Origin of the sequence: Pseudomonas bharatica CSV86 (assembly GCF_000319305.2) — a bacterium.
Lineage (GTDB): Bacteria > Pseudomonadota > Gammaproteobacteria > Pseudomonadales > Pseudomonadaceae > Aquipseudomonas > Aquipseudomonas bharatica.
This window is the reverse complement of record NZ_AMWJ02000001.1, coordinates 1,071,593-1,096,048: the sequence shown is the minus strand read 5'-3', so window position 1 is coordinate 1,096,048 and position 24,456 is coordinate 1,071,593. Positions and strand designations below refer to the sequence as shown.

At 64.1% G+C, this 24,456-nt stretch carries 20 protein-coding genes and 1 tRNA gene; 9 read left to right on the top strand and 12 right to left on the bottom strand.

The window, feature by feature from the left end:
- Positions 1-41: 41 nt before the first annotated feature.
- Together CSV86_RS04860 and CSV86_RS04855 are read right to left on the bottom strand one after the other, a co-directional pair.
- The gene (locus CSV86_RS04860) at positions 42-845 is read right to left on the bottom strand and encodes an MOSC domain-containing protein (protein WP_009404600.1); all 804 of its coding nucleotides are present in this window, start codon (positions 843-845) and stop codon (positions 42-44) included.
- A gap of 47 nt (positions 846-892) precedes the next feature.
- Complete coding sequence (locus CSV86_RS04855; RefSeq protein ID WP_009404598.1) at positions 893-1,828, bottom strand: chemotaxis protein; 936 nt, start codon at positions 1,826-1,828, stop codon at positions 893-895.
- Between the two features lie 379 nt (positions 1,829-2,207).
- Between CSV86_RS04855 and CSV86_RS04850 the strand changes: the two genes are divergently transcribed.
- From CSV86_RS04850 to CSV86_RS04840, 3 genes are all read left to right on the top strand, one after another.
- Positions 2,208-2,624, top strand: a complete 417-nt coding sequence (locus CSV86_RS04850; RefSeq protein WP_009404596.1) for a hypothetical protein — start codon at positions 2,208-2,210, stop codon at positions 2,622-2,624.
- Between the two features lie 515 nt (positions 2,625-3,139).
- Entirely contained in the window at positions 3,140-4,030 is an 891-nt protein-coding gene (locus CSV86_RS04845; protein WP_009404595.1) for a sensor histidine kinase, read from the top strand.
- Positions 4,027-4,680, top strand: a complete 654-nt coding sequence (locus CSV86_RS04840; protein ID WP_009404594.1) for a response regulator — start codon at positions 4,027-4,029, stop codon at positions 4,678-4,680. Before CSV86_RS04845 ends, CSV86_RS04840 begins: the two co-directional genes overlap by 4 nt.
- On the opposite strand, the gene yegS is transcribed toward CSV86_RS04840, so the two are convergent.
- Entirely contained in the window at positions 4,664-5,563 is a 900-nt protein-coding gene (gene yegS / locus CSV86_RS04835) for a lipid kinase YegS (RefSeq protein ID WP_009404592.1), read from the bottom strand. The genes CSV86_RS04840 and yegS overlap by 17 nt on opposite strands.
- A gap of 194 nt (positions 5,564-5,757) precedes the next feature.
- Between yegS and CSV86_RS04830 the strand changes: the two genes are divergently transcribed.
- Positions 5,758-7,008 carry a glycosyltransferase family 4 protein gene (locus CSV86_RS04830; protein ID WP_009404590.1) on the top strand — a complete coding sequence of 417 codons (1,251 nt, stop codon included), beginning with the start codon at positions 5,758-5,760 and terminating at the stop codon, positions 7,006-7,008.
- Positions 7,009-7,024: 16 nt separating this feature from the next.
- Here CSV86_RS04830 and CSV86_RS04825 read toward each other — a convergent pair whose 3' ends face one another.
- Both CSV86_RS04825 and moaB read right to left on the bottom strand, forming a co-directional pair.
- Entirely contained in the window at positions 7,025-8,212 is a 1,188-nt protein-coding gene (locus CSV86_RS04825) for a molybdopterin molybdotransferase MoeA (RefSeq protein WP_051032730.1), read from the bottom strand.
- 22 nt (positions 8,213-8,234) lie between these two features.
- Entirely contained in the window at positions 8,235-8,774 is a 540-nt protein-coding gene (gene moaB / locus CSV86_RS04820) for a molybdenum cofactor biosynthesis protein B (RefSeq protein ID WP_009404586.1), read from the bottom strand.
- 193 nt (positions 8,775-8,967) lie between these two features.
- Here moaB and CSV86_RS04815 point away from each other — a divergent pair, with 193 nt between their 5' ends.
- Positions 8,968-9,189 (top strand): YgdI/YgdR family lipoprotein, encoded by a 222-nt coding sequence (locus CSV86_RS04815; protein WP_009404584.1) that lies wholly within the window; start codon positions 8,968-8,970, stop codon positions 9,187-9,189.
- A gap of 79 nt (positions 9,190-9,268) precedes the next feature.
- Positions 9,269-9,345: transfer RNA gene (locus CSV86_RS04810), tRNA-Pro, on the top strand.
- A 227-nt stretch (positions 9,346-9,572) separates the two neighbouring features.
- Here the strand turns inward: CSV86_RS04810 and mqo are convergent.
- Positions 9,573-11,159 carry a malate dehydrogenase (quinone) gene (gene mqo / locus CSV86_RS04805; RefSeq protein ID WP_009404582.1) on the bottom strand — a complete coding sequence of 529 codons (1,587 nt, stop codon included), beginning with the start codon at positions 11,157-11,159 and terminating at the stop codon, positions 9,573-9,575.
- Positions 11,160-11,505: 346 nt separating this feature from the next.
- The gene (locus tag CSV86_RS04800) at positions 11,506-13,269 is read right to left on the bottom strand and encodes an ABC transporter transmembrane domain-containing protein (protein ID WP_009404580.1); all 1,764 of its coding nucleotides are present in this window, start codon (positions 13,267-13,269) and stop codon (positions 11,506-11,508) included.
- Between the two features lie 196 nt (positions 13,270-13,465).
- On the opposite strand from CSV86_RS04800, the gene CSV86_RS04795 reads away from it, so the two are divergent.
- The gene (locus CSV86_RS04795; RefSeq protein ID WP_009404578.1) at positions 13,466-13,636 is read left to right on the top strand and encodes a PA1571 family protein; all 171 of its coding nucleotides are present in this window, start codon (positions 13,466-13,468) and stop codon (positions 13,634-13,636) included.
- 117 nt (positions 13,637-13,753) lie between these two features.
- On the opposite strand, the gene pdxB is transcribed toward CSV86_RS04795, so the two are convergent.
- The 4 genes from pdxB to rlmM form a co-directional block, all read right to left on the bottom strand.
- Positions 13,754-14,893 carry a 4-phosphoerythronate dehydrogenase PdxB gene (gene pdxB, locus CSV86_RS04790; RefSeq protein WP_009404576.1) on the bottom strand — a complete coding sequence of 380 codons (1,140 nt, stop codon included), beginning with the start codon at positions 14,891-14,893 and terminating at the stop codon, positions 13,754-13,756.
- Between the two features lie 89 nt (positions 14,894-14,982).
- On the bottom strand, positions 14,983-16,125 hold the full coding sequence (locus CSV86_RS33265; protein WP_376699746.1) for a methyl-accepting chemotaxis protein: 1,143 nt from the start codon (positions 16,123-16,125) through the stop codon (positions 14,983-14,985).
- A 1,127-nt stretch (positions 16,126-17,252) separates the two neighbouring features.
- Complete coding sequence (gene tusA / locus CSV86_RS04780; protein ID WP_009404574.1) at positions 17,253-17,495, bottom strand: sulfurtransferase TusA; 243 nt, start codon at positions 17,493-17,495, stop codon at positions 17,253-17,255.
- Between the two features lie 24 nt (positions 17,496-17,519).
- Positions 17,520-18,584 (bottom strand): 23S rRNA (cytidine(2498)-2'-O)-methyltransferase RlmM, encoded by a 1,065-nt coding sequence (gene rlmM / locus CSV86_RS04775; RefSeq protein ID WP_009404573.1) that lies wholly within the window; start codon positions 18,582-18,584, stop codon positions 17,520-17,522.
- Between the two features lie 225 nt (positions 18,585-18,809).
- On the opposite strand from rlmM, the gene acnA reads away from it, so the two are divergent.
- The gene (acnA, locus tag CSV86_RS04770) at positions 18,810-21,497 is read left to right on the top strand and encodes an aconitate hydratase AcnA (RefSeq protein ID WP_009404572.1); all 2,688 of its coding nucleotides are present in this window, start codon (positions 18,810-18,812) and stop codon (positions 21,495-21,497) included.
- A gap of 310 nt (positions 21,498-21,807) precedes the next feature.
- The gene (locus CSV86_RS04765; protein WP_009404571.1) at positions 21,808-23,373 is read left to right on the top strand and encodes a methyl-accepting chemotaxis protein Aer; all 1,566 of its coding nucleotides are present in this window, start codon (positions 21,808-21,810) and stop codon (positions 23,371-23,373) included.
- Positions 23,374-23,532: 159 nt separating this feature from the next.
- Here CSV86_RS04765 and CSV86_RS04760 read toward each other — a convergent pair whose 3' ends face one another.
- Positions 23,533-24,417 (bottom strand): pseudouridine synthase, encoded by an 885-nt coding sequence (locus CSV86_RS04760; RefSeq protein ID WP_009404570.1) that lies wholly within the window; start codon positions 24,415-24,417, stop codon positions 23,533-23,535.
- Between the last annotated feature and the right edge of the window lie 39 nt (positions 24,418-24,456).

Below are 24,456 nucleotides of genomic sequence, written 5' to 3'. Positions count from 1 at the left end.
GGGAGCTGGCATGCCAGCGATGAGGCCTTCAAGAACACAGCCTACTCCAGAACCTCCACTTCCATCCCCACCTCCAGCACACTATCCCCGTCGGCCACCAGGTTCTGCCCGAACATGGCCTCCCCTTCCTTCTGCCGATAGTTCATCAAGGTTGCGAAAGGCTCGCGGTCGGCGCTGCGCTCGCCGGTGGCGGGGTCGATGGTGGTCAGAATGCAGCGCCCGCAGGGCTTGACCACGCGCAATGTCTGCTGGCCGATACGAATCCGTTTCCAGCCGTCCTCGGCGAAAGGCTCGGCGCCTGCGATCACCAGGTTCGGCCGGAACCGCAGCATTTCCATGGGCCGCCCGATCTTGCGGTTGAGATCGTCGAGCGACGCCTGGCCAATCAGCAACAGCGGAAAACCATCGGCGAACGCCACCCGGTCAGTGTTCTCGCCATAGCCCGAGGGCAGATAACGGGTGCGCTGCTCCGGCACATGCACCAGGCGCACCGCACGCCCCATGAACGCGCTCAGCCACTCGGCGGCGGCCTCCCCGGCATCCGGCACCATCAGGGTGTCACGCCAGATGGTCACGCCGCGCAGGGCTTCATCCGGCGGGGGCACGGCAACATGCAGGGAGGCAAAACCGGGCGCATCCAGCAGCAGGCTGCCGTCGGCGGCATAAAGCGCCGACAGCTGGCTCATCTGCGGGAAGGCCCGCTGGGTCAGGAAGCGGTTGTTGCCGGCGTCCACCAGCATCCAGCGACGATCGCCCGCCAGGCCAAGCAGGCCCGAGGGCGAGCGCTGCAAGGCTTCGGGCCGCCCCGACTTGAGCGGATAACGATAAAGCGCACTCAGATGCATCGGCCATGCTCCCCTGGAAAAAAGAACAGCTTACACCGGGTGCGACATCAGGCGGTGGCTTCATCCAGTTCCAGGCGCTGGCGCACCACTTCCACCAGGCGATCAGGCTGGAATTTGGAGAGGAAATTGTCGCAACCCACTTTCTTCACCATCGATTCGTTGAAACTGCCCGACAGCGAAGTGTGCAGCACCACGTACAACCCGCGCAGGCGCGCATCGCTGCGGATCTCGGTGGTCAGGCGGTAGCCGTCCATTTCCGGCATTTCCGCGTCGGTGAAGACCATCAGCAACTTCTCGCAGACGTCTTCGCCGGCATCCGCCCAGCCCTTGAGCATCTTCAATGCCTTCAGGCCATCGCTGGCCACATGCAGCCTGGCCCCTAGCTGCGACAGGGTTTCCCGTAGTTGCGCCAGGGCCACGGTAGAGTCGTCCACCAGGAGGATTTCCCGTCCCCGGGCGCGCTGCAGCAGTGGATCCTCCAGCTTGTCCCGGGACACCTTTGCGTTGTACGGAACGATTTCCGCCAGGACCTTCTCTACATCGATGATCTCGACCAGTTGCTCATCGACCTTGCTGATGGCGGTCAGGTAATGCTGGCGACCGGCGCTGGTCGGCGGCGGCATGATGGCTTCCCAGTTCATGTTGACGATGCGGTCGACGCCACCGACCAGGAACGCCTGCACGGAGCGGTTGTACTCGGTGACGATGATGGTACTGTTCGGCCCCGGCTCGAGCGGGCGCATGCCGATCGCCTGGGACAGGTCGATCACCGGCAGGGTCTGGCCGCGCAGGTTGACCACACCGCACACGTAGCTATGGCGCTGTGGCATCAGGGTAAGCTTCGGCAGTTGCAGGACTTCCTGCACCTTGAAGACATTGATCGCGAACAATTGCCGGCCCGCGAGGCGGAACATCAGGATTTCCAGGCGGTTCTCGCCTACCAGCTGTGTGCGTTGGTCTACCGTGTCGAGAATGCCAGCCATTGAATCCCCCCAGGCTTGTCGCAAAAGTAAAAAGCATCGGCTTTGTATCGGCCGTATGCGGCTTGGCTTGACCCCTTGCAGAAAAAGCACTCGGGGCATTGATGTCACTTTAGCATCATGCTTTACTTTGCCCACAGCCTTTCATGCGCTGTCCCGCAACCGGGCCAACCCCGGAAAACCTCATCAGGGAAACCCTTATCAACAATCGGGTTGGACCTGATATTCGTGATATCCGTTAGCCATTAATGTGACGCCATTCTCAATGCATGAATGGAGTCAGGCCTGTGTTCGCTAACAAACTGCTGTGGCCAGCCTCCCTTCCTGACCGTTCGTCCGTCTGCCTTGGGGCCTTGCGTTCGTATTCGGGGGGAGCGGACCGATGCTGAACGACACGCCGGATATGAGCGCCGTCCAGGATTTCCTGGGTGAGGCCCATCTGCTGCTAAGCCGTGGCCAGGAATGCCTGCAGCATTTTCACCAGATCGGCGAGGATGCCGATGCCAGCCATTGCCTGATCCATACCCTGGCTTCCCTTAGGGACAGGGCGCGCAGCGTCGGGCTGTTGGAGATTGCCGACTTTTGCGCGGCACTGGTTGCATTGCTCGAACCCGCCGAATACCGCAACCGTCTGCATGGGCCAGCATTGGGCATCCTTGAAGCCTGCCTGTGCCTGCTGGCCTGGCAAGTCGAACTGATCGACCCGTACAGCGGCACGCTTAACCTGGATGCCGAGGAACAACGGGAACTGCTGGACAGCCTGGAAAACATCCTGCGCGCACCCGTGCAGACCGCCTGAACAGCCCCGCACCGTGCCAACCCCTCTGGCACGGCCCCGGTAGAATCAGCCCCTACAATCAAAGTTCAACTAAGCCGTGTCGAAAACATATCCGACATGCATATCGCTGTGATTCGGCATTGCACTAAGCAGCAACTAAGCCGCCTCTTTCCATTAAATTCCATCACTACGGAAACAGCAGACGCACGCTTTCGGGGAAGTTTGGGTTCGCCAACAGTAGTGGCAAAGTGCTAGAATCGCGACCTCGACGGAACGACCGTACCAGCCCGTAAAACCTGACTCATCGGCCCATTAACAGACCCGACGACCAATTGCGTCCAAGGTGTTAACATGCGCCGCCCGAGCCGGTAGCCGACTGTTGGCCATGCTGGAACATGGCGCTTTCAACGCACTGGAAAAGTGCCAGGCCGCCTTGTTGCAACATGATGATAAAAGTTGTTGAAGGTCTTGCTTAAAAGCCTTTCAATCACCCCGGACTGGCTTTGAAAAGTGATCTTTCAATGGCTTCATTTCCCGTGTACTCAAGCCTCAAGACGTTCACCCGCTGTCCGCGCGGCGCGGTCCTGCTGCACCGGGCCGCAGTGCTGGCGAGCCTGGCCTCGCTGGCGGCCGGACTGGCCTGCCACCTGAACGCCGCACCCCTGCCGGTGTTCGTGGTCCTGCTGCAGGCCCTTTGCCTTGTGGCGGTCCTGTGGGCAGGCCATTGGCGCAAGCACAGCCTGATGATGTCTCCCCAGGAACTGGCCGACCGCCTGCTCAAGGTCCAGGAAAGCGAGCGCCAGCGCCTGAGCCGCGAACTGCACGACGACATCGGCCAATCGCTCACCGCGGCCAAGCTCCAGGCCGAGTGGCTGCAACGACGCATTCCACAACCGCTCGAGCAGCACTGCAGCACGCTGCGCAGCACCCTGGACGACACACTGGCAAATGTGCGCAACCTTGCCACCAGCCTTGCGCCACGCCAGCTCAACAGCCTGGGGCTGGAAGCCAGCCTGCGCGCACACTTGACGCGCACCCTGGAAAATACCGACCTGCGCTGGAGCCTGGAATGCAGGAGCCGCCTGGATGGCATTCCGGAGGACATGGCCATGGCCGCCTTCCGTATCACCCAGGAAGCGGTGACCAACGTGTTGCGCCACGCCCGGGCGGATAACCTGATCGTACGGTTCCAGCGCCAGCCCGAAGGCCTGTCGCTGTCGATCAGTGATGATGGCCAGGGTTTCCGGCCCTCGTCCGACCCCGGGAGCGAGGGCCAGTGCGGCATGGCCGGCATGGCCGAACGTGCGCAACTGCTCAACGGCAGCCTCACGGTACATAGCGATCCAGGCAAGGGCACGCGCATAGACGCGCTGTTCCCCTGGCCTCCCCGCACGCGCGAGCGCGCCAACTCAAGTAAGACTTCATGACCTGTAAATTGCTGTTGGTTGACGACCACTCCCTGATCCGCGCCGGCGTGCGCGCCCTGGTCTCCGACATCCCCGGCTATACCGTAGTGGGCGAAGCCTGCGACGGCAGCCAGTTGGTGGAACTGGTGCGCGAGCTCGCGCCGGACATCGTCCTGCTCGACCTGTCGATGCGGGCCATGGGCGGACTGGATGCCTTGAGCCAATTGCATGCCGAAGGCATGCATTGCAAGGTGCTGATCCTGTCCATGCACACCGATCCGCACCTGATCATGCAGGCCCTGGAAAGCGGTGCCCACGGCTACCTGCTCAAGGACACCACGGCCACCGAGCTGGAGCAGGCCCTGGCGGCGCTGCGCAATGACGAGCGCTACCTGAGCCCGGCCATCGCCCACACCGTGATCAACCAGGCCCTGCTGCGCGGGCAGAAACCAGAGCCCATGGACAACCACAACCTCACGGCCCGCCAGCTGGAAATCCTGCGCCTGATCGTGCGCGGCAAGTCCACCCGGGAAATCGCCAATGGCCTCGGCCTGAGCGTGAAGACCGTCGAAACCCACCGCTCGCAGATCATGAAACGCCTGCATATCTACGACGTTGCGGGCCTGGTGCTGTTTGCAGTGCGTGAGCAGATCATCAGCCTCGACGACTGAGCAAGGGCGAGTTCGCCGGCAAATGCAGGCGCAGCGCCTTGGGCAAGACGCGAAAGCGCAAGTTGTCGCCTTGCAAGGGCTCGCCGTCGAGGTTGATATCCAGCCCCTGCGAGCCCTTGACCTCCACCCACGGCAGGCGCGCACGGACGAACATGCTGTCCAGCCCCAGGCCGCCGGCGAGCAGGTCGCGCAGGGTGCCGACCACTTCCTGGGGCGCCGGCAGGATGCTGATATCGAGCAAGCCATCGTCCACCACTGCCTCCGGACACAGCACATGCCCGCCACCGGCCTGGCGACCATTGCCGATGCCCAGTGCCAGCAGGTCGCCCTGCCAATGGAAATCCGGCCCTTGCAGGCTGACCGACGCCGCTCCCAGTTCGGTGAAGCGGGACAGCCCGGTAAACAGATAGGCTGCCGCGCCGAGTACCTTTTTCAAGTCTTCCGAGGTCTGCGCGGTGACCTGGCTGCCGAAGCCGCCAGTGCCCATATTGAGGAACACCTCACCATCGACTTCGCCCAGGTCAACCGGGCGCGCCTCGCTCTCCAGAAGCTCCAGCGCCGTCGCAGGCTCCAGCGGAATACCGGCGGCATGGGCAAAGTCATTGGCAGTGCCCAGCGGTAGCAAGGCCAGGCTCGCCGAGGCCCCGGCCTTGACCATGGCGTGGCTGACATCGCGCAGGGTGCCATCGCCACCGCCGGCGATCAGTTGTGGGTAGCCGGCCTCCAGCGCTTCTTTCACCAGCCGTCCGGCATCACCGCCTTCCCAGGTCAGTCGCACGTCCAGTTGCCAGCCGCGCTCGCGCATGCCCGCAACCGCCGCACGTACGTCTTCGTTCATTGCCTGCTTGCCATGCAGGACCAGCAGTGCCTTGCGCTCGCTCATGGATCGCCCTCCCCGGCGAATTCTCATCTGCTATCTGGACCATCGCGCTACAAGAAAAGTTGAGCTGTCTTACGAGCGGCATGGAAAAATCCTGCGACCGCGACCATGCTTCGACAAATAATTGGCAAAAAATCCACAACCTGAAAAAAAGCCATTTTATTGACATTCACCAGCATAGGTCGCGAGGAAGTGCCATGCGCGTACTCTGGACACTGCCCTACCTGCCTTGGCCAATCACCAGCGGCAGCAAGTCCCGGCAATTTCATCTGCTGCGCGGCATGGCGCTGCGGGGCCATCGCATCACCCTGCTGACGCAATCCCGGGTCCCGCTGTGCGACAGAACGCGAGAGGCGCTGGAGCCCTTGCTCGAGCGCCTGATCGTGCTGCCGCGGCGCCCCCTGCGAAGCCCGCTGAACGTGCTGGCAGCCCTGTCCGCCGGCTATCCGATGCGCGCCTGCATCAACGGCCTGGCCCCGCACCTGCGTCATCGGTTCGAGCAACTGCTGCAGGAGCACTGGGACGTGATCCAGATCGAACACAGCTACAGCTTCCAGCCATTCGAACGGGCGCTGCAGGCCAGCGGGTTGCCCTTCGTGGTCAGCGAACATCAGGTGGAATGGCGCAGGGGCGCCGCCTGCCAGGACCTTTTGCCCCTGTGGCTGCGCCCCTTCAACAGCTTCGACGGCTGGCGCTATCGGCGCTGGGAAACACGAGTGCTGGCACAGGCCAGCAAGGTGATCGCAGTAAGCCCGTGCGACGCCGACGCACTCAGCCGCCTGGGCGGCAAGCCGGTGGAGGTCGTGGTCAATGGCGTGGATTGCGCGCATTACCAGCACATCGATTTCGCGCCGCATAGCCAGCGCCTGTTGTTCGTCGGCAATTTCGAACACTGTGCCAACCGCCAGGCCATCGAATGGGCACTGGAAGAAATCATGCCGCAGGTCTGGCAAGGCAATCCGGCGGTGCGCCTGGCGATAGTCGGCCATGCGCTGCCGGAACAGTGGCGGCTGCACTGGAATGATCCGCGCATCGAATGGGTCGGGTACCTGCCCGATCTACGCGAACTGCAGCGCCTTTCGGCGGTGTTCTTCGCGCCATTGCGCCAGGGTGGCGGATGCAAGGTGAAGCTGCTGGAAGCCATGGCGGCGGGATTGCCGGTGGTGACGACACCGTCGGGCGTTTCGGGGCTTGAGGTCACATGCGGCGAGCATTACCTCGGCGCCGAAGACGCGGGCGACCTGGCGCTGACCCTGACCCGGCTGTTGAACCAGCCACAGCGAATGCGCCAGCTCTCGCAGGCCGGGCGAGCCTTCGTGCGCGAGCGGCATGACTGGAGCGTGGCGGTGATGCAGCTGGAGGGCGTGCATCAGCGCCTGCTGAGTCGGCCGGTCAGGGCCGGCGATCTTCCTGATGCCCTGCCAAGCGCGAGCGCTGGGCCTGCCTAGGACCGGCAGATGCCCTTCAACCGAGTAATTCACTCAAGGGAATGAACTGGACGATATCGCCCTGCCGGGGGGTGCTGCCCTCCAGCACCTCCACCAGCCCTTCGGCCCAGGCCGCGCTGCGTAGCACCCCGGAACTCTGGTTGCGGTAGATCCTTGCCTGGCCCTGCTCCAGCCGGGCACGCAGGTACTCGCGGCGATTGCCCGCCTTCGGCCAGTCGAACCCGGCCGGCACGGCGAAGTGCAAGGGCTCGACATCCTGCACCCCCTGCCGGCGCAGCAGATAGGGACGGGTCAGCAGGCCGAAGGTGACCAGGGTCGAGGCGGGGTTTCCGGGCAGGCCGATCACCGGCACGCCGTTGTACTGACCCACGGTCAGCGGCTTGCCCGGCTTGATCGCCAGTTTCCACAACGCCAGTTCGCCGGCCTCGCGCAGGGCGATGCCGAGATAATCCGCCTCGCCCACCGATACACCGCCGGTGGAAAGAATCAGGTCCACGGCCCTCAGCTCGCCGAGACGCAGGCGGGTCTGCTCGAGGTTATCGGGCAGGATCCCGGCATCCACCACCTCACAACCCAGGCGTTGCAGCCAGCTGCACAGCAGGCGTCGGTTGCTGTTGTAGATCTGCCCCGGCCCCAGCGGCAGCCCCGGCTCGACCAGCTCGTCACCGGTGGACAGCACCGCCACCCTGACCCGGCGCACCACGCTGAGCGAGGCATGACCGAGGGTCGCCGCCAGGCCCAGTTCGATCGGCCCCAGGCGCGTGCCTGTTGCCAGCACCAGCTCCCCGGCACGGGTTTCCTGGCCTTGCGGGCGGATATTCTGACCGAGGCTCAACTCCTCGGTGAAACGTACGCGCTGGTCAGCCAGGACTTCGGCGTTTTCCTGCATTTCAACGCAGTCGGCACCTTCCGGCACCGGCGCGCCGGTGAAGATCCGCGCGCAGGTGCCGGGCTGCAACGGCTGCGGTGCATGCCCGGCGAAAATCCGCTGGCTGACCGGCAGCGGCTCGCCGGCCCAGTCGGCGATACGCAGGGCGTACCCGTCCATTGCACTGTTCGGCCATGGCGGCAGGTCGATGGACGCGTGCAGGTCCGCTGCCAGCACCCGACCTTCGGCATCGGCCAGGGTGACCTCTTCGACATCACGGATCGGCGCCGCCGCGGCCAGGTCCAGCAAGCGCTGGAGAGCCGCTTCCACCGGCATCAGCGGCCGTGCCGCCGGCGCCTCAGCCACGGCTTTCGCAGGGCGCGGCCTGCTTCAGGTGCGGTACGAAATTGCACGGCCGGTGGCGATTGTCCAGTTGCTCGGCGAGGATACCGTCCCAGCCGGTGCGCACCGCATTGGTCGAGCCCGGCAAGCAGCAGACCAGGGTGCCGTTGGCCAGGCCGGCCAAGGCGCGGGACTGAATGGTAGAGGTGCCGATATCGGCCACGGAAATCTGCCGGAACAGTTCGCCGAAACCGTCGACCTGCTTGTCCAGCAGGCAGCTCACGGCTTCCGGGGTACTGTCGCGCCCGGTGAAGCCGGTGCCGCCGGTGATCAGCACCACCTGCACGCTGTCGTCGGCAATCCAGGCTGCGACCCGGGCGCGAATCTTGTACAGGTCGTCCTTGAGCAGCACCCGTTCGGCAAGGTGGTGCCCGGCCTCGGTGAGGCGGTCGACGAAGACCTGGCCGGAGGTATCGGTTTCGAAGGTGCGGGTGTCGCTGACGGTCAGCACGGCGATGTTGAGCGGCACGAAGGGCGCGTCGGCCTTGGCTTTCATGGCATAAGTCCGTAGATCCAGGGAATGGCCGGTGTTATATCACAGGGCAGGGTTGCCCCGCGCGAGCAACCCGGCATGGCATTGCTGCCGGTCAATACGGCGATCAGGCACTGGCCGCAACTTCGTACTGAACTTGCTGTAACTGTTTGCGTCTTAACGAACTATACGGCCCCACTTAACTGGAGATTTACCCATGATCAAACGGACCCTTCCCGCCTTCCTGCTCGCTCTTGGCATTGGCGCCCTGGCCGGTTGCTCGAGCCCTACCGTGATCACCCTCAACGACGGTCGTGAGATCCAGGCCGTCGATACCCCGAAATACGATGACGATTCGGGCTTCTACGAAATCGAGCAACTTGATGGCAAGCGTACCCGGGTCAACAAGGACCAGATTCGCACCGTGAAAGAGCTGTAAGCGCCTTCGTAAAAAAGCCCCCGTTCCATACGAAACGGGGGCTTGTCGAAGCGAAATTTTTGAGTAGAATTTTCTTCATCGGAGTGTAGCGCAGCCAGGTAGCGCGTCTCGTTCGGGACGAGAAGGCCGCAGGTTCGAATCCTGTCTCTCCGACCAATCGCTCACGAAAAAGCCCGCCTAGTGCGGGCTTTTTCGTGCTTGTCCCTTCCACTTTGCCTGGAGTGGGTCAGTCAGTCTTGGGTTGACTGGTCCGGCCTCATCGCTGGCAAGCCAGCTCCCACAGGTACTGCTCAGGTCTTGAGATTTGTGCTGACCCTGTGGGAGCTGGCTTGCCAGCGATGAGGCCATAAGGGGCAAAGAAGATCCTTGCCCCTTGAACAGTCTTATTGAACAGCCACCGGCTGCTCTTCCGGCAATACCGGAACGAAGGTCAGGCCCAGGCGCGAGCTGGTCCACTCGCGGGTCTTGTTGGTCAGCTCGAGATTGTTGTTCAGCTTCTGACCATAGGTCGGCACGATTTCCTTCAGCTTGGCCTGCCACTCGGGGCTCTTGATGCGGTCCTTGAAGGTTTTTTCCAGCACGGTCAGCATGATCGGCGCAGCGGTCGAGGCACCTGGCGAGGCGCCCAGCAGCGCAGCGATCGAGCCATCCTCGGAGGCTACCACCTCGGTACCGAACTGCAGGATGCCGCCATGCACCGCATCCTTCTTGATGATCTGCACGCGCTGGCCGGCCTGCAGCAGTTTCCAGTCTTCGTTCTTCGCGTTCGGGAAGTATTCACGCAGCGCAGCCATGCGGTCGTCGAAGCTGAGCATCAACTGACCCATCAGGTAGGTGCTCAGGTCGATGTTGTCGATGCCGGCGTGGGTCATCGGCATGATGTTATGGGTGTTCAGCGCAGCGAACATGTCCAGCAGCGAACCGTTTTTCAGGAACTTGGTGGAGAAGGTCGCGAACGGGCCGAACAGCAGCACTTCCTTGCCATCGATGATGCGCGTGTCGAGGTGCGGCACCGACATCGGCGGCGCGCCGACCGACGCCTTGCCGTACAGCTTGGCCTTGTGCCGGGAAACGATGTCCTGGTTGTCGGTCATCAGGAACTGGCCGCCCACCGGGAACCCGGCGTAGCCGTCAGCTTCCGGAATGCCGGACTTCTGCAGCAATTTCAGGGCGCCACCACCGGCACCGATGAACACGAACTTCGCCTTGACGCTGGTTTCCACGCCCTTGTTGCCGAGGTCGGCGACCACGACGGTCCAGGTGTTGTCGGCGTTGCGCTTGATATCGCGGACTTCGTGACGCAGGTTCAGGCTGACCTTGTCGCTCTTGGTCAGCGAACCCACCAGTTGGCGGGTGATCTCGCCGAAGTTGACGTCGGTACCGATGCTCATGCGGGTCGCGGCGACTTTCTGGTCGGCAGCACGGCCTTCCATGACGATCGGCACCCACTTGGCGATCTGTGCATGGTCCTCGGAGTACTCCATGCCGCGGAACAGCGAGCTGTGCTGCAGGGCGGCGTGGCGCTTGCGCAGGAACTCGACGTTCTTGTCGCCCCAGACGAAGCTCATGTGCGGCACGTTGTTGATGAACGAGCCCGGGTTGTTCAGGACCTTCTGCTCGACCTGGTAGGACCAGAACTGCTTGGAGATCTCGAACTGTTCGTTGATGCCCACGGCCTTGCTGATATCCATGGTGCCGTCGGCGGCTTCGCTGGTGTAGTTCAGCTCGCAGAAGGCGGAGTGGCCGGTACCGGCGTTGTTCCAGGCGTTGGAGCTTTCTTCGGCAACCTGGTCCATGCGCTCGTAGATATTGATCGACCAGTCAGGTTGCAGCTCGTGCAGGTAGGTGCCGAGGCTGGCACTCATGATGCCGCCACCGATCAGCAGCACGTCGACGGTCTTTTCCGGTTCACTGGGCTTGGAGCAACCAATGACGCCCAGGCACAGGAGCGCCAAAAGGACTTTTTTCATAATTCATCCAATTGAAGTGAAGGTGTTGGCTGGACCGCCGCGCCCGGGTGCACGCCCTGGTTTTATCGTTGTGCTCACTCGGTGGTGGCTGGGGTATCTGGAAGCGGGGTGCGGTCTGATGCCGTGGCTGCACTGGCAGCCCATGGTCTTGTAAAGCGGGGACTTGGCCCGCGCCGGCGCCTCACAAAGCACGAAGCGGGCCAACTTTCCCGCGACCAACGGCCAATAGGCGAGGCGCATGGTCGCACCCCATATTGGGCGGTTTGTCTGGCGGTTTTCCGCCATGATTCGTCGCTGTATAACCCCAGAGTGGCGGATTTCCCCCTGCATCTGGCGTAAGCCCCTTCTACTGCGGACCGAACTGCAACGCTGCCAGCCGGGCATAGAGCGGGTTTTCCGCGATCAATTGCCGATGGCTGCCAATCGCTACCAATTTTCCCCCATCGATCACCGCGATGCGATCGGCGTGCTGCACCGTCGCCAGGCGGTGAGTGATGACCAGCGTGGTACGCCCTGCCATCAGGTTTGGCAGCGCTTGCTGGACCAGGTGTTCGCTCTGAGCATCGAGGGCGCTGGTGGCTTCGTCGAGCAGCAGGATGGGCGCGTCCACCAGCAAGGCCCGGGCAATTGCCAGGCGCTGGCGCTGACCGCCGGAGAGGCCGAGGCCGGCGTCGCCCAGGTGCGTCTGGTAGCCGTCGGGCAATTGCAGGATGAACTCATGGGCATGGGCACTGCGGGCGGCGGCCTCGACCTGGGCGAAGCTGGCATCGGCACGGCCGTAGCGGATGTTGTCCTCGACCGTGCCGAAGAACAGCGCAGGGTTCTGCGCCACCAGGGCGAAGTGCCGGCGCAGATCCAAGGGATCAAGCGTGGTCAGGGGCTGGCCGTCGAGGAGAATGCGGCCCTCCTGCGGGTCGTGGAAGCGCAGCAGCAGGTCGAACAGGGTCGACTTGCCCGCACCCGATGGCCCGACCAGGGCGAGTGTCTGTCCGGGCTCGATGCGCAGATCCAGTCCGTCGATGGCCGGACGATCGGGGCGCGTCGGATAGGCGAAGCGCACGCCTTGCAACTGCAGTTCGCCGCGAACCCGCTCGGGCAGCCTCACCCCACCGTCGACCGGCGCAAGGATCTCGCTGCGAGCCGCGAGCAGTTCGGCAATCCTCTCGGCCGCACCGGCAGCACGTTGCAGCTCGCCGATCACTTCGCTGACGGTGCCGAAGGCACTGCCAACGATCAGGCTATAGAAAACGAAGGCCGCCAGGTCGCCACCGGAGATGCGCCCGGCGATCACGTCCATGCCACCGACCCACAGCATCACGCCCACCGCCCCGAGCACCAGTACGATCACCAGGGTAATCAACCAGGCGCGCTGGACAATGCGCTTGCGCGCCGTGGCGAAGGCCGCCTCGACGGTTTCGCCGAAGCGCTGGCGGTCCTGTGCCTGGTGGTTATAGGCCTGTACCGTCTTGATCTGGCCGAGGGTCTCGGCGACGTAGCTGCCGACATCGGCAATGCGGTCCTGGCTTTGCCGCGACAGGCTGCGTACGCGCCGGCCGAACACCAGGATCGGCGCCAGCACCAGCGGCAGGGCCAGGACCACGATACTGGTTAGCTTCGGATTGGTGACGAACAGCAGGATGATGCCGCCCACCACCATCAGCACATTGCGCAGGAACAGCGACAGCGACGAACCGATCACCGATTGCAGCAGCGTGGTGTCGGCAGTCAGCCGCGACTGGATCTCCGAGCTACGGTTGTGCTCGAAAAAGCCGGGATGCAGGCCAAGCAGATGATCGAACACCTGCCGACGGATATCGGCCACCACCCGCTCACCGATCCAGGAGACCAGGTAGAAACGGCTAAAGGTGCCCACCGCCAGGGCCAGCACCAGGGCCATGAACAAGGCGATGGACTGGCCCAGCAAGTCGGGCGAGCGGGTCACGAAGCCCTGGTTTACCAACAGGCGGATGCCCTGCCCCATCGACAAGGTAATGCCGGCGGTGACCACCAGGGCCAGCAGGGCCAGCAGCGCCTGCCTGCGGTACGGACGCACGAAACGCCAGGCCAGGTGCAGGGCCCGGCGCTGGCGGGAAGAAAGCGGATCGAACATGTGGACGGCTGCCGTAGGTAATTACAACGAGTCGGGAAGGACCTTAGACCGCATCGGTCTAAAGTAGCGCTGGTTCTTGAAGGAACTTTCTGTTGGACTGTCGGTTCGCATGATGAGACAGCGAAAAGGAGTTGTCACAGCCTGGTCATCACGCGTGATTAATCTGGGCTTAGCCACCCTGAGGAGGAGACAGGAAATGAGCTTGCAGCAAAGCAGCAACACCCAACAACGCCCGGCCCAGCCTGTGCCGGCATTCGGTTCGGTCATCGACGCGCAAGGCCGCGAGATCCCGATCACCGAACAGATGATCCAGCAGGCCTGCCGCGAGCTGGATAACAGCCGGGTCAACCCGGTGAAGAAGGGCTGAGACCCTCGCCTATTCGAAACCCGGCCCTGGTGCCGGGTTTTTTATTGCCCGCAGGTCCCCGCGAACCCTGTAGGAGCGGGTTTACCCGCGATGAGGCCCTGAGGGCCGGCAAAGCGATCAGCCCTCGACCACACACCCCAGCGCCGCCGCCACCTTCCGAACCTCCTGCCCTTCAGCCCGAACCTTCAATCCCTCGATCTCGCGCCGCACCGGATAGCCCTTGCGCAACAGATCGAACGCCAGCTTCTGCGCCACCGGGTCATTGCCCAGGCTGCGGCGAAAGTCCGCGTCGTCCCGGCGCGGGTCATACACCGCACGGCACAGCGTCGCCAGGGCCCAGGCCGGGTCGGTATCGGCCTGCAGCTCGACCCGGGCCAGCCAGGGAGCGGGCAGCAGGTCGGCGAGCTGCACCTGCTCCGGCTCGCCGCGCCAGGCGCAATACGCCTGGTAGATCTGCGCGGTACCACGCTGCTTGCCGTCGAGACTGTAGCCGGCGATATGCGGGGTGGCGATCACGCACAGGTCGGCCAGCTCCACATCCACCAGCGGTTCCTCCTCCCAGACATCCAGTACCGCCAGCACGTCTTCGCGCTCCAGCAGCAGCTCGCGCAGGGCGGTGTTGTCGATCACCGGGCCACGGGCGGCGTTGATCAGCCAGGCGCCCGGGCGCAGCCGGGCCAGGCGCTGGCGATCGAACAGATGCCAGGTCGGCTGCTCGCCGGCGCGGGTCAGAGGGGTGTGCAGGCTGATCACATCGCACTCGGCCAGGATCCGCTCCAGCGCCACATAATCCCCGCCCTCCGCCGCCTGCCGTGGCGGATCGCAGACCAGCACCTTCCAGCCCAGGCCGCGCAGCACCTGGACCAGGCGACCACCGACCTCGCCCGCGCCGACCACGCCATAGGTCCGCTGCGAAAGGTCGGCGCCGTCCAGCTCGGCCAGGGTCAGCAGGCTGCTTAGCACGTAGTCCACCACCCCGCGGGCGTTGCAGCCCGGCGCACTGGACCAGTGGATGCCGGCCTCGGCGAAATAGCCGAGGTCCAGGTGATCGGTGCCAATGGTGCAGGTGCCGACGAAGCGCACCTGGCTGCCTTCCAGCAAGGCGCGGTCGACCCGGGTTACCGAACGGACCAGCAGCACATCGGCATCGCGCACGCAGTCACGGTCGATGGCCCGCCCCGGATAACGCCGGATCTCGCCGAAACCGGCAAAGAAGGCATCGAGCAGGGGGATGTTTTCGTCGGCAACGATCAGCATGGGCGGGACTCCTGTGAGGGGCTGCAGTGTAGGGGCTGCACAGGACAATGACCAAGCGCTGTCTGCACCGTCCCCTCAAAGGAGCATGCTTATCCCAGGTTGAAGCGCGCCGTGTTGTCGTTGAGCGCGCGGCTGCCCTGGCTGAGGGTGTCCGCGGCCTGGTTCACCGCCCGCGCACCGTCCAGCAAACGTCCGGCGGCCTGGTCGACCTGCTGGATGCTGCCACTGACTTCATCGGCGGTGCCGGTCTGCTCCTCGACCGCCGTGAGGATCTGCGCCAGGGTATCGGTGACGCCCTGCACCGCCCCGGCGATCTGCCCCAGGCGCTCGCCCAGCCCGGTCACCGACTGCGCGTCCTGTACGGCCTGGCCACAGGCCAGCTCCATCAGGCTGACCGCCTGGGTCACGGTGGCGCGCAAACTGTCCACCGTGCCGGCGATCTGCGCCGTGGAGGCCTGGGTGCGCTGGGACAGGCTGCGCACTTCATCGGCCACCACTGCGAACCCGCGCCCCTGCTCCCCGGCCCGCGCTGCCTCTATGGCAGCGTTGAGCGCCAGCAGGTTGGTCTGCTCGGCAATGCCGCGAATGGCATCCACCACCGACTGGATCTGCTGCCCCTGCTCGCTGACCCGCCCCAACGCCTCGGCGGTATCGGTCAGGCGGCGATTGAGCTGCTGGATGCTGTCGGTGGTGCGCTGGCTGTCCCGGCTGCTGTCTTCGGCGATGCGCCGGGTCTGCCGGGCGCTGTCGGAGGCATGCTCGCAGCTTCTGGCGACTTCCTGGGAAGTGGCCGCCAGTTGCGTGGCAGCCGCAGCGATCTGGCTGATCTGCTGTTGCTGGCGCTCGACATCCTGCAAGGTGCCGTTGGCCTGGACGTTCAGGGTCTGTACCGCCGAGCCCAGTTGCCGGGTTTCGTGGTTGACCCCGAGCAGGCTGGCACGCAATTGCACCACGGCGACGTTCAGCGCCTGGCTGATCGCCGCCAGCTCGTCGCGCCCCTGCACCGAGACTTCGACGCACAGGTTGCCGTCGCGCAAGGACTCGGCCAGGGTGGTGATACCGCTGGCGCTACGGCGGATCGAAGCCTGCAGGCAGGCGAACAGGTACAACGCCAGCAGCAGCAACAGGCCGATGGTCGCGCCCACCGGAATGAACTCGCGATTGGACTTGGCGTGGTAGTAGTCCAGCCGCTCATGCAGCGACTGCAATGACTGCCCGCGCAGGCCGGACATGTCGTCCAGCAAGCGGCCGATGCTGGCTTCGAAGTCGGCCGGCTTGAGTTTGATAGCGCCACCGAACACGCCGTCATCCAGCACCGCCAGTTCGGCATCGAGCGCCTTGATGCCCTCCCCGTAGCGCGTGCTCCAGCCCTGCAGCTCGGGCGGCAGCCGGGTTTGCAGGGCAGCGGCGGTCTTGACCATCTGCTCGCGGGCATCGCCGATACGGCTGCGCAAATCGCGCATCTGCAGGCGGCTTTGCAGGCTGAACTGGCCGGAAACCACCGAGGTCTGGCCGATGCTCGCCATGCGTCCGATGCGCTCGATCAGTTCGGGCGCCTGCTGGGTCGAGAGCTGCATCAACAGGTAGGTTTCCAGCCAGGGGTCGAGAATCAGCCCGCTGTCCATGGCGATCTGTTCGCGCAAGGCTTGCAGATGGCCGATGCTCGCGGTGAAGCGCTCGTAGCCGTCCGGCCACCAGCCGATCCCGCGCAGGGACTGGCTGTCCAGGCCGGACACCGAGCCTTGCAGGGTGTCGTAGCGGGCCAGGGCGTCGGCGCCGGCCTTCTCATCGACCAGAGCGACCTTGAGGTTCTTCAGCGATTGATCGATACGCGGCAGCGCCGCGTCGATCTCGCCCATCAACTGGCGCGCCTCGGCAGTCGGCTCGCGCAGGATATCCACGGCTTTCCAGCGCGCGGCCCGATAGCGCTGGGCCGACAGCTCGCGTTCCAGCTCGTCGAGCACCCGCAACTGGCGCACCCCGGACTGCTCGCCGGCGATCACCGCCAGCCGGGCCCGGTAATCCATGCCGATCAGCCCCAGGCTGAACAGCAGCGGCAACATGAACAGCAGAAACAGCAACTGGAACTTGCGCGCGAAGCCGAAACGCCCCAACAGACGCGCACCCGGTGACAACAGACGATTCATGACTCACTCCTGCGCATAGGGGTACCCTTGAGCGCAAACGTTTCTGCAGGCGCCCAGGGTGATAGCGTTTCGCTAGCAACCTGTATGCCGGATACAGAGAACCCAGGAGAGAGACCGCCCGGTAAAGGATGCAGCCAAAAGGCTTGCACCCAATCCATGCACGCTGGCGGTGCGGGCGTCACCGGAGGAAACAGAGGTGTAACAGCTGTAGCTCAGTCGAGCTTCTTGCGAATCCAGTAAAGGTAGGTGCCGCCCTCTTCTTCCTGCTGCACCAGCTCGTGCCCGAGGAACACGCAGAACTTGGGAATGTCGCGGCGGGTGGAGGGATCGGTGGCGATGACCTTGAGCAGGCCGCCGGCGCCCAGGTCGCGCACGTATTGATGCAGCATCATCACCGGCTCGGGACAGTTCAGGCCGGTGGCGTCGAGCACGGCGTCAGGGGTGAAATCGGTCATGTGGAGCACTCCGTAAGCGAAAAGTCAGCGAGGCTTGATGTCGAGGCGGCGCAGGTGGCAGGTCACTTCCTCGCGGTCGTGATAAAGCTGCTTGCAACCGATGGAGACCTTGACCTTGCGTGCCTTGAAGCCCTCCTCGATGCGCTCCAGCAGGCGCCGCACCTCGGCATAACGTTGCTTCATCGGCAGCTTGAGGTTGACCACCGCCTCGCGGCAATGCCCGTCGCCCAGCCATTCTTCGATCATCGACGCGGTACGTGCCGGCTTCTCGACGATATCGCACACCATCCAGTCGACCATCTGCTTCGGCTTCCAGGTAAAGCCATCGACCATCAGGTGCTGCACCAGGCCGGTATCCATCAGGCTTTCAGCCATGGGGCCGTTATCGATGGCGGTCACCAGCATGCCGCGCCTGACCAGCTGGTAGGTCCAGCCGCCCGGAGCGGCGCCCAGGTCAACGCCGGTCATGTCATCGCCAAGGCGCTGCTCCCACTGCTCGCGAGGAATGAAATGGTGCCACGCCTCTTCCAGCTTCAGGGTCGAACGGCTCGGCGCCTCGCGGGGGAACTTAAGGCGCGGGATACCCATGGGCCACATGGCCGAGTTGTCCGCATCGGCCAGGCCAAGGAACACCCGCCGGCCACTGATGAAGGTCAGCAGCAGGCGCGGACCCGGGCCGTTTTCCACCAGGCGCCCGGCCTTGACCAGGGCCTTGCGCAGCGGCACCTCGAACTTGCGGCAGAAGGTGGACAGTTCCTTGCCGTCATTGCTGTCCATGACCTCCAGCCACAGGCTGCCGGCCACCGGATAGTCGGCCAGGTACTCCAGCAGCACGCTGATGCGATCGCTTTCCGGCAATTCGACGAAGCTGCCCCGGGCCCACTGGCGCGGGAAGATCAACTGCTTGAAACGCAGCGCGCCCATGATCTGCGCAGCGCCTTCGGCGTCGTTGCAGATGAACTCGGCGCAGGCGGTCTGCGGCTTGGCCTTGGCATAACCGGCAACGCCGAGCAACGCGGCGTGCTCGCTGATTTCGGAACAGACCTCGCTCTCGAAACCGGGCCGGCAATGCAGGAACAGGGTATTCATCACTCACTCCGGACGGGGACGGCTGCGCCCCGGTGGAAAATCGGCGAATGATAAAGGACTTTCGGAACTGGCGACACGCCCCGCCGGTCCAGTACTTGGTCAGGCGCGCCAAACAGGGCTACCCTGACCGCTTAGCCAGGTCCGTGCCGTGCGGACCCAGAAAGAGGCGGTGCAGCGGCAACAGCAAGGAAGGCAGCCGCTCACCGGCACAGAAGGAGTTGGTCAATGTCCTCGCTCGACAGCCTGAAAACCCTCAAGACCCTGGCCGTAAGCGGCCGCGAATACCACTACTACAGCCTGCCCGAGGCGGCGAAGGCCCTCGGCGACCTGGGCCGGCTGCCGATGTCGCTCAAGGTGCTGCTGGAAAACCTGCTGCGCTGGGAAGACGGCGAAACCGTCACCGGCGCCGACCTCAAGGCCCTGGCCGACTGGCTCAAGGAGCGCAGCTCCGACCGCGAGATCCAGTACCGTCCGGCCCGGGTCCTGATGCAGGACTTCACCGGCGTACCGGCGGTGGTCGACCTGGCCGCCATGCGCGCCGCCATGGCCCGGGCCGGCGGCGATCCACAGCGGATCAACCCGCTGTCGCCGGTGGACCTGGTGATCGACCATTCGGTGATGGTCGACCGCTACGCCAGCCCCGCCGCCTTCGGCGAAAACGTCGATATCGAAATGCAGCGCAACGGCGAACGCTATGCCTTCCTGCGCTGGGGGCAGAATGCCTTCGACAACTTCCGCGTGGTGCCGCCGGGCACCGGCATCTGCCACCAGGTCAACCTGGAATACCTCGGTCGTACCGTCTGGACCCGCGAGGAAGACGGGCGCACCTACGCCTTCCCTGACACCCTGGTCGGTACCGACTCGCATACCACCATGATCAACGGCCTCGGCGTACTCGGCTGGGGCGTCGGCGGCATCGAGGCCGAGGCCGCCATGCTCGGCCAGCCGGTATCGATGCTGATCCCCGAGGTGATCGGCTTCAAGCTCACCGGCAAGCTGCGCGAAGGCATCACCGCCACCGACCTGGTGCTGACGGTGACGCAGATGCTGCGCAAGAAGGGCGTGGTCGGCAAGTTCGTCGAATTCTACGGCGATGGCCTGGCCACCCTGCCCCTGGCCGACCGCGCCACCCTGGCCAACATGGCCCCGGAATACGGCGCCACCTGCGGCTTCTTCCCGGTGGACGACGTCACCCTTGATTACCTGCGCCTCTCGGGCCGACCGACGGAAACCGTCGAACTGGTCGAAGCCTATTGCAAGGCCCAGGGCCTGTGGCGCGAGCCGGGCCAGGAGCCGCTGTTCAGCGACAGCCTGGCGCTGGACATGGGTGAGGTCCAGGCCAGCCTCGCCGGGCCGAAACGCCCGCAGGACCGCGTCGCCCTGCCCGGCGTGGGCAAGGCCTTCGATGACTTCCTCGGGCTCAACGTGCGCAAGGCCAACGCCGAGGGCAGCGGCGAGATCCGCCTCGGCCTGGACGGCGAGGAACACACATTGAAGGACGGCGCCGTGGTGATCGCCGCCATTACCTCCTGCACCAACACCTCCAACCCTAGCGTGATGATGGCCGCCGGCCTGCTGGCGAAGAAGGCCGTGGAAAAAGGCCTGCAGCGCAAACCCTGGGTGAAAAGCTCCCTCGCACCGGGCTCGAAGGTGGTTACCGACTATTACCAGGCAGCGGGCCTGACGCCCTATCTGGACCAATTGGGTTTCGACCTGGTCGGCTACGGCTGCACCACCTGCATCGGCAACTCCGGTCCGCTGGCCGATCCGATCGAGGCCGCCATCGCCAGGGCCGACCTGGTGGTGGCCTCGGTGCTGTCCGGCAATCGCAACTTCGAGGGACGGGTGCACCCGCTGGTCAAGACCAACTGGCTGGCGTCGCCGCCGCTGGTGGTGGCCTACGCCCTGGCCGGCACGGTGCGCATTGACCTGAGCAACGACCCGTTGGGCCGGGACGCCAATGGCCAGCCGGTGTACCTGCGGGATATCTGGCCGAGCCAGCAGGAAATCGCGGCGGCGGTGGCCCAGGTGGACACGCGGATGTTCCACAAGGAATACGCCGAGGTATTCGCCGGGGATGAACAGTGGCAAGCCATCGAGGTGCCGCAAGCGGCGACCTACGTCTGGCAGGACGACTCCACCTACATCCAGCATCCGCCGTTCTTCGACGGCATTTCCGGCCCGCCGCCGAAGATCGCGGACGTGCACGGCGCGCGGATCCTCGCCCTGCTCGGTGATTCGGTGACCACCGACCATATCTCCCCCGCCGGCAACATCAAGGCCGACAGTCCGGCCGGGCGCTACCTGCGCGACAAGGGCGTGGAACCGAAGGACTTCAACTCCTACGGTTCGCGGCGTGGCAACCACGAAGTGATGATGCGCGGCACCTTCGCCAACATCCGCATCCGCAACGAAATGCTCGGTGGCGAAGAAGGTGGCAATACCCTGCACGTGCCCACTGGCGAGAAGCTGGCGATCTACGATGCGGCCATGCGTTATCGCGACGAAGGCACGCCGCTGGTGGTGATCGCCGGGCAGGAATACGGCACCGGATCGAGTCGCGACTGGGCGGCCAAGGGCACCAACCTGCTGGGCATCAAGGCGGTGCTGGCGGAAAGCTTCGAGCGCATCCACCGCTCGAACCTGGTGGGCATGGGCGTGCTGCCCCTGCAGTTCAGCGCCGGGCAGGATCGCAAGCAACTAGGGCTGACCGGGCGGGAGAAGATCGACATCCTCGGGCTGGATGGGGTGAAGATCGAGCCGCACATGAGCCTGAACCTGCGGATCACCCGGGAGGACGGCAGCGTCGAGGAAATCGCCGTGCTGTGCCGGATCGATACCTTGAATGAGGTGGAGTACTTCAAGGCCGGCGGGATTCTGCATTATGTGTTGCGGCAGATGATCGGGCGGTGATCGCACAAAAGCCATCGCTGGCAAGCCAGCTCCCACAGATCCCTGTGGGAGCTGGCTTGCCAGCGATGAGGCCATCAGCCACAACACAAAACCAGATGACCAGAACGCCATCACCGCAGCCGAAGCTGAATGCTCTGACTTATGTTGCGAAAATGTGAAAGAATGCGCGCAAATTTCATGAACGTGAAGACTTCGCTTAACCCAGGCGCACCTGGTTTTCATTGAGCGAGATCAACGTAAGTCAAATATTCATTCAATAATTTCGTAGGGCCGCCGATAACCCACGAAAGCCTTGCGGATTGAACAGCTTATGCGCAACAACCAACCGATTACCCAGAGAGAACGGACTTTCCCTGCCCAACAGCGGTTGATTTCGACTACCGATGCCAAGGGTGTCATTACCTATTGCAACGATGCGTTCATCGAGATCAGCGGTTTTTCCCGCGAGGAACTGATGCGCGCACCGCATAACCTGGTGCGCCACCCGGATGTGCCGTCGGCGGTGTTCGCCCACATGTGGGCAACCCTGAAGCAGGGCCTGCCGTGGATGGGTATCGTCAAGAACCGCTGCAAGTCCGGTGATCACTACTGGGTCAACGCCTACGTCACGCCGATCTTCGAGAACAACCAGGTGGTGGGCTACGAGTCGGTGCGGGTCAAGCCGACCGCCGAGCAGGTTCGCCGCGCCGAAGCCCTGTACAAACGCATCAATGACGGCAAGTCGGCCATCCCGCGGCGCGACAAGTGGCTGCCGGTGCTGCAGGACTGGCTGCCGTTCATCATGATCAGCCAGATTGGCTTCCTGATCGGTATCTGGCTCGGCCACTCCTGGGGCTTCGCCCTCGCCGCCGCGCTCTCCGTACCCCTGGGCCTGCTCGGCCTGGGCTGGCAGCAGCGCGGCCTCAAGCGCCTGCTGCGCCTGGCCGAACAGACCACCTCCGACCCGCTGATCGCGCAGATGTACACCGACAGCCGCGGCGTCCAGGCGCGCCTGGAAATGGCCATGCTCAGCCAGGATGCACGCCTGAAGACCTGCCTGACCCGCCTGCAGGACACCGCCGAGCACCTCAACGAGCAGGCTCGTCAGTCCGACGCACTGGCCCACAACAGTTCCTCGGGCCTGGAACGCCAGCGCGTGGAAACCGAGCAGGTCGCCGCTGCCGTCAACCAGATGGCCGCCACCACCCAGGAAGTGGCCAACCATGTGCAACGTGCCGCCGATGCGACCCAGGCCGCCAACCGCCTGACCGATCGCGGGCGCAACATCGCCGGGGAAACCCGCGACGCGATCCAGCGCCTGTCCACTGCCGTCGGCGAAACCGGGCAGACCGTCACCCAGCTCGCTCGCGACAGCGATGAGATCGGTGGCGTGGTCGATGTGATCAAGGGCATTGCCGACCAGACCAACCTGCTGGCCCTCAACGCCGCCATCGAAGCGGCCCGGGCCGGAGAAATGGGCCGTGGCTTCGCCGTGGTGGCTGACGAGGTCCGTCAGTTGGCCCAGCGCACCAGCGAATCCACCGGGCAGATCCATAGCCTGATCGCCAAGCTGCAGCAAACCGCCTCGAATGCGGTGCAGACCATGGAAGCCGGGCATCGCCAGGCCGAAGAAGGCGTGCAACGGGTGATGGAAGCCGACGAGGCACTGGTGGGCATCAGCGAAGCGGTGGCCAACATCACCGACATGGCAACCCAGATTGCCGCAGCGACCGAGCAGCAGACCTCGGTGGCCGAGGAAATCAGCCGCAACATCAGTACCATCGCGGCGCTGGCCGACCAGACCTCGGAGCAGGCTCAGCACTCGGCGCAGCTCAGTGAGGAACTGACCCATACGGCGACCACGCAGTACTCGCTGGTGGAGCGGTTCAACCGCTGATCGTTGCTGGAAATGCGAAAGGCCCGGAAGTGCTTAGCTTCCGGGCCGTTTTGTTGGGCTTTCGGGCCTCATCGCTGGCAAGCCAGCTCCCACAGGTCCTGCGGTGCATGCAATCCCTGTGGGAGCTGGCTTGCCAGCGATGAGGCCCTCAAGGCCACCTCACCAATCAAGCCTCAAGCGACTCTCGAAATAGCGTTCCTGTCCCGTCAACGGATCCTCGAACCTCAGGCTTCGCGCCAGCAGCTTCAACGGTTTCGAATAATCATCCTCGCCCTGCACTACCTCGGGATAGAACGGATCGTTGCAGATCGGCGCCCCCAGCGCCGCCATATGCACGCGCAGCTGGTGGGTCTTGCCGGTCACCGGCGACAGACCGTAGCGCCACAGGCCACCCTGCTTCTCCAGTACCTCGGCATGGGTCTCGCTGTTGCTCGCCCCCGGCACTTCCTGCATGCGGAAAAATGGTTCGCCGTTGGCCATGCGACTCTTGTGCACCAATGGAAAATCCAAGCCGGGCAAGGCCGGTGCAATGGCCTGGTACTGTTTGTCGATGCGTCGGGTCGGGAACAGCTGCTGATACGCCGAGCGGCTTTGCGGATTGGCGGAAAACAGCACCAGCCCGGCGGTATGCCGGTCGATACGGTGCAGCGGCACCAGGTGAGGGTTGTCGAGACGGCGGATCAGGCGGCGCAGCAAGGTCTGCTCGACATACTCGCCGGTCGGGGTTACTGGCAGGAAGTGCGGCTTGTCGGCGACCACCAGATGCTCATCCACGTGCAGGATAGCCTCCAGCACCGGAATGGGTTTTTCGTTGGGCACTTCGCGAAAGTAATGGATACGCAGCCCCACGCGATAAGGATGATCGACCGCGATCGGCTGGCCTTGGGCATCCAGCACCCGGCCGCGTGCGAAACGATCAAGCCAGACCTCGCGCCCGATCGCCTTGAAGTGCTCGCAAAGACAGTCCAGCACAGTGGACCAATTGCCCGGCGGCAGGCAGACCGTACTGGCCTGCTGGCTGGCCGGATCGAAAACAACGCTCATGGGAAGCCTCGCAAGCTGGGGGCCGGGCATTATCCGGCA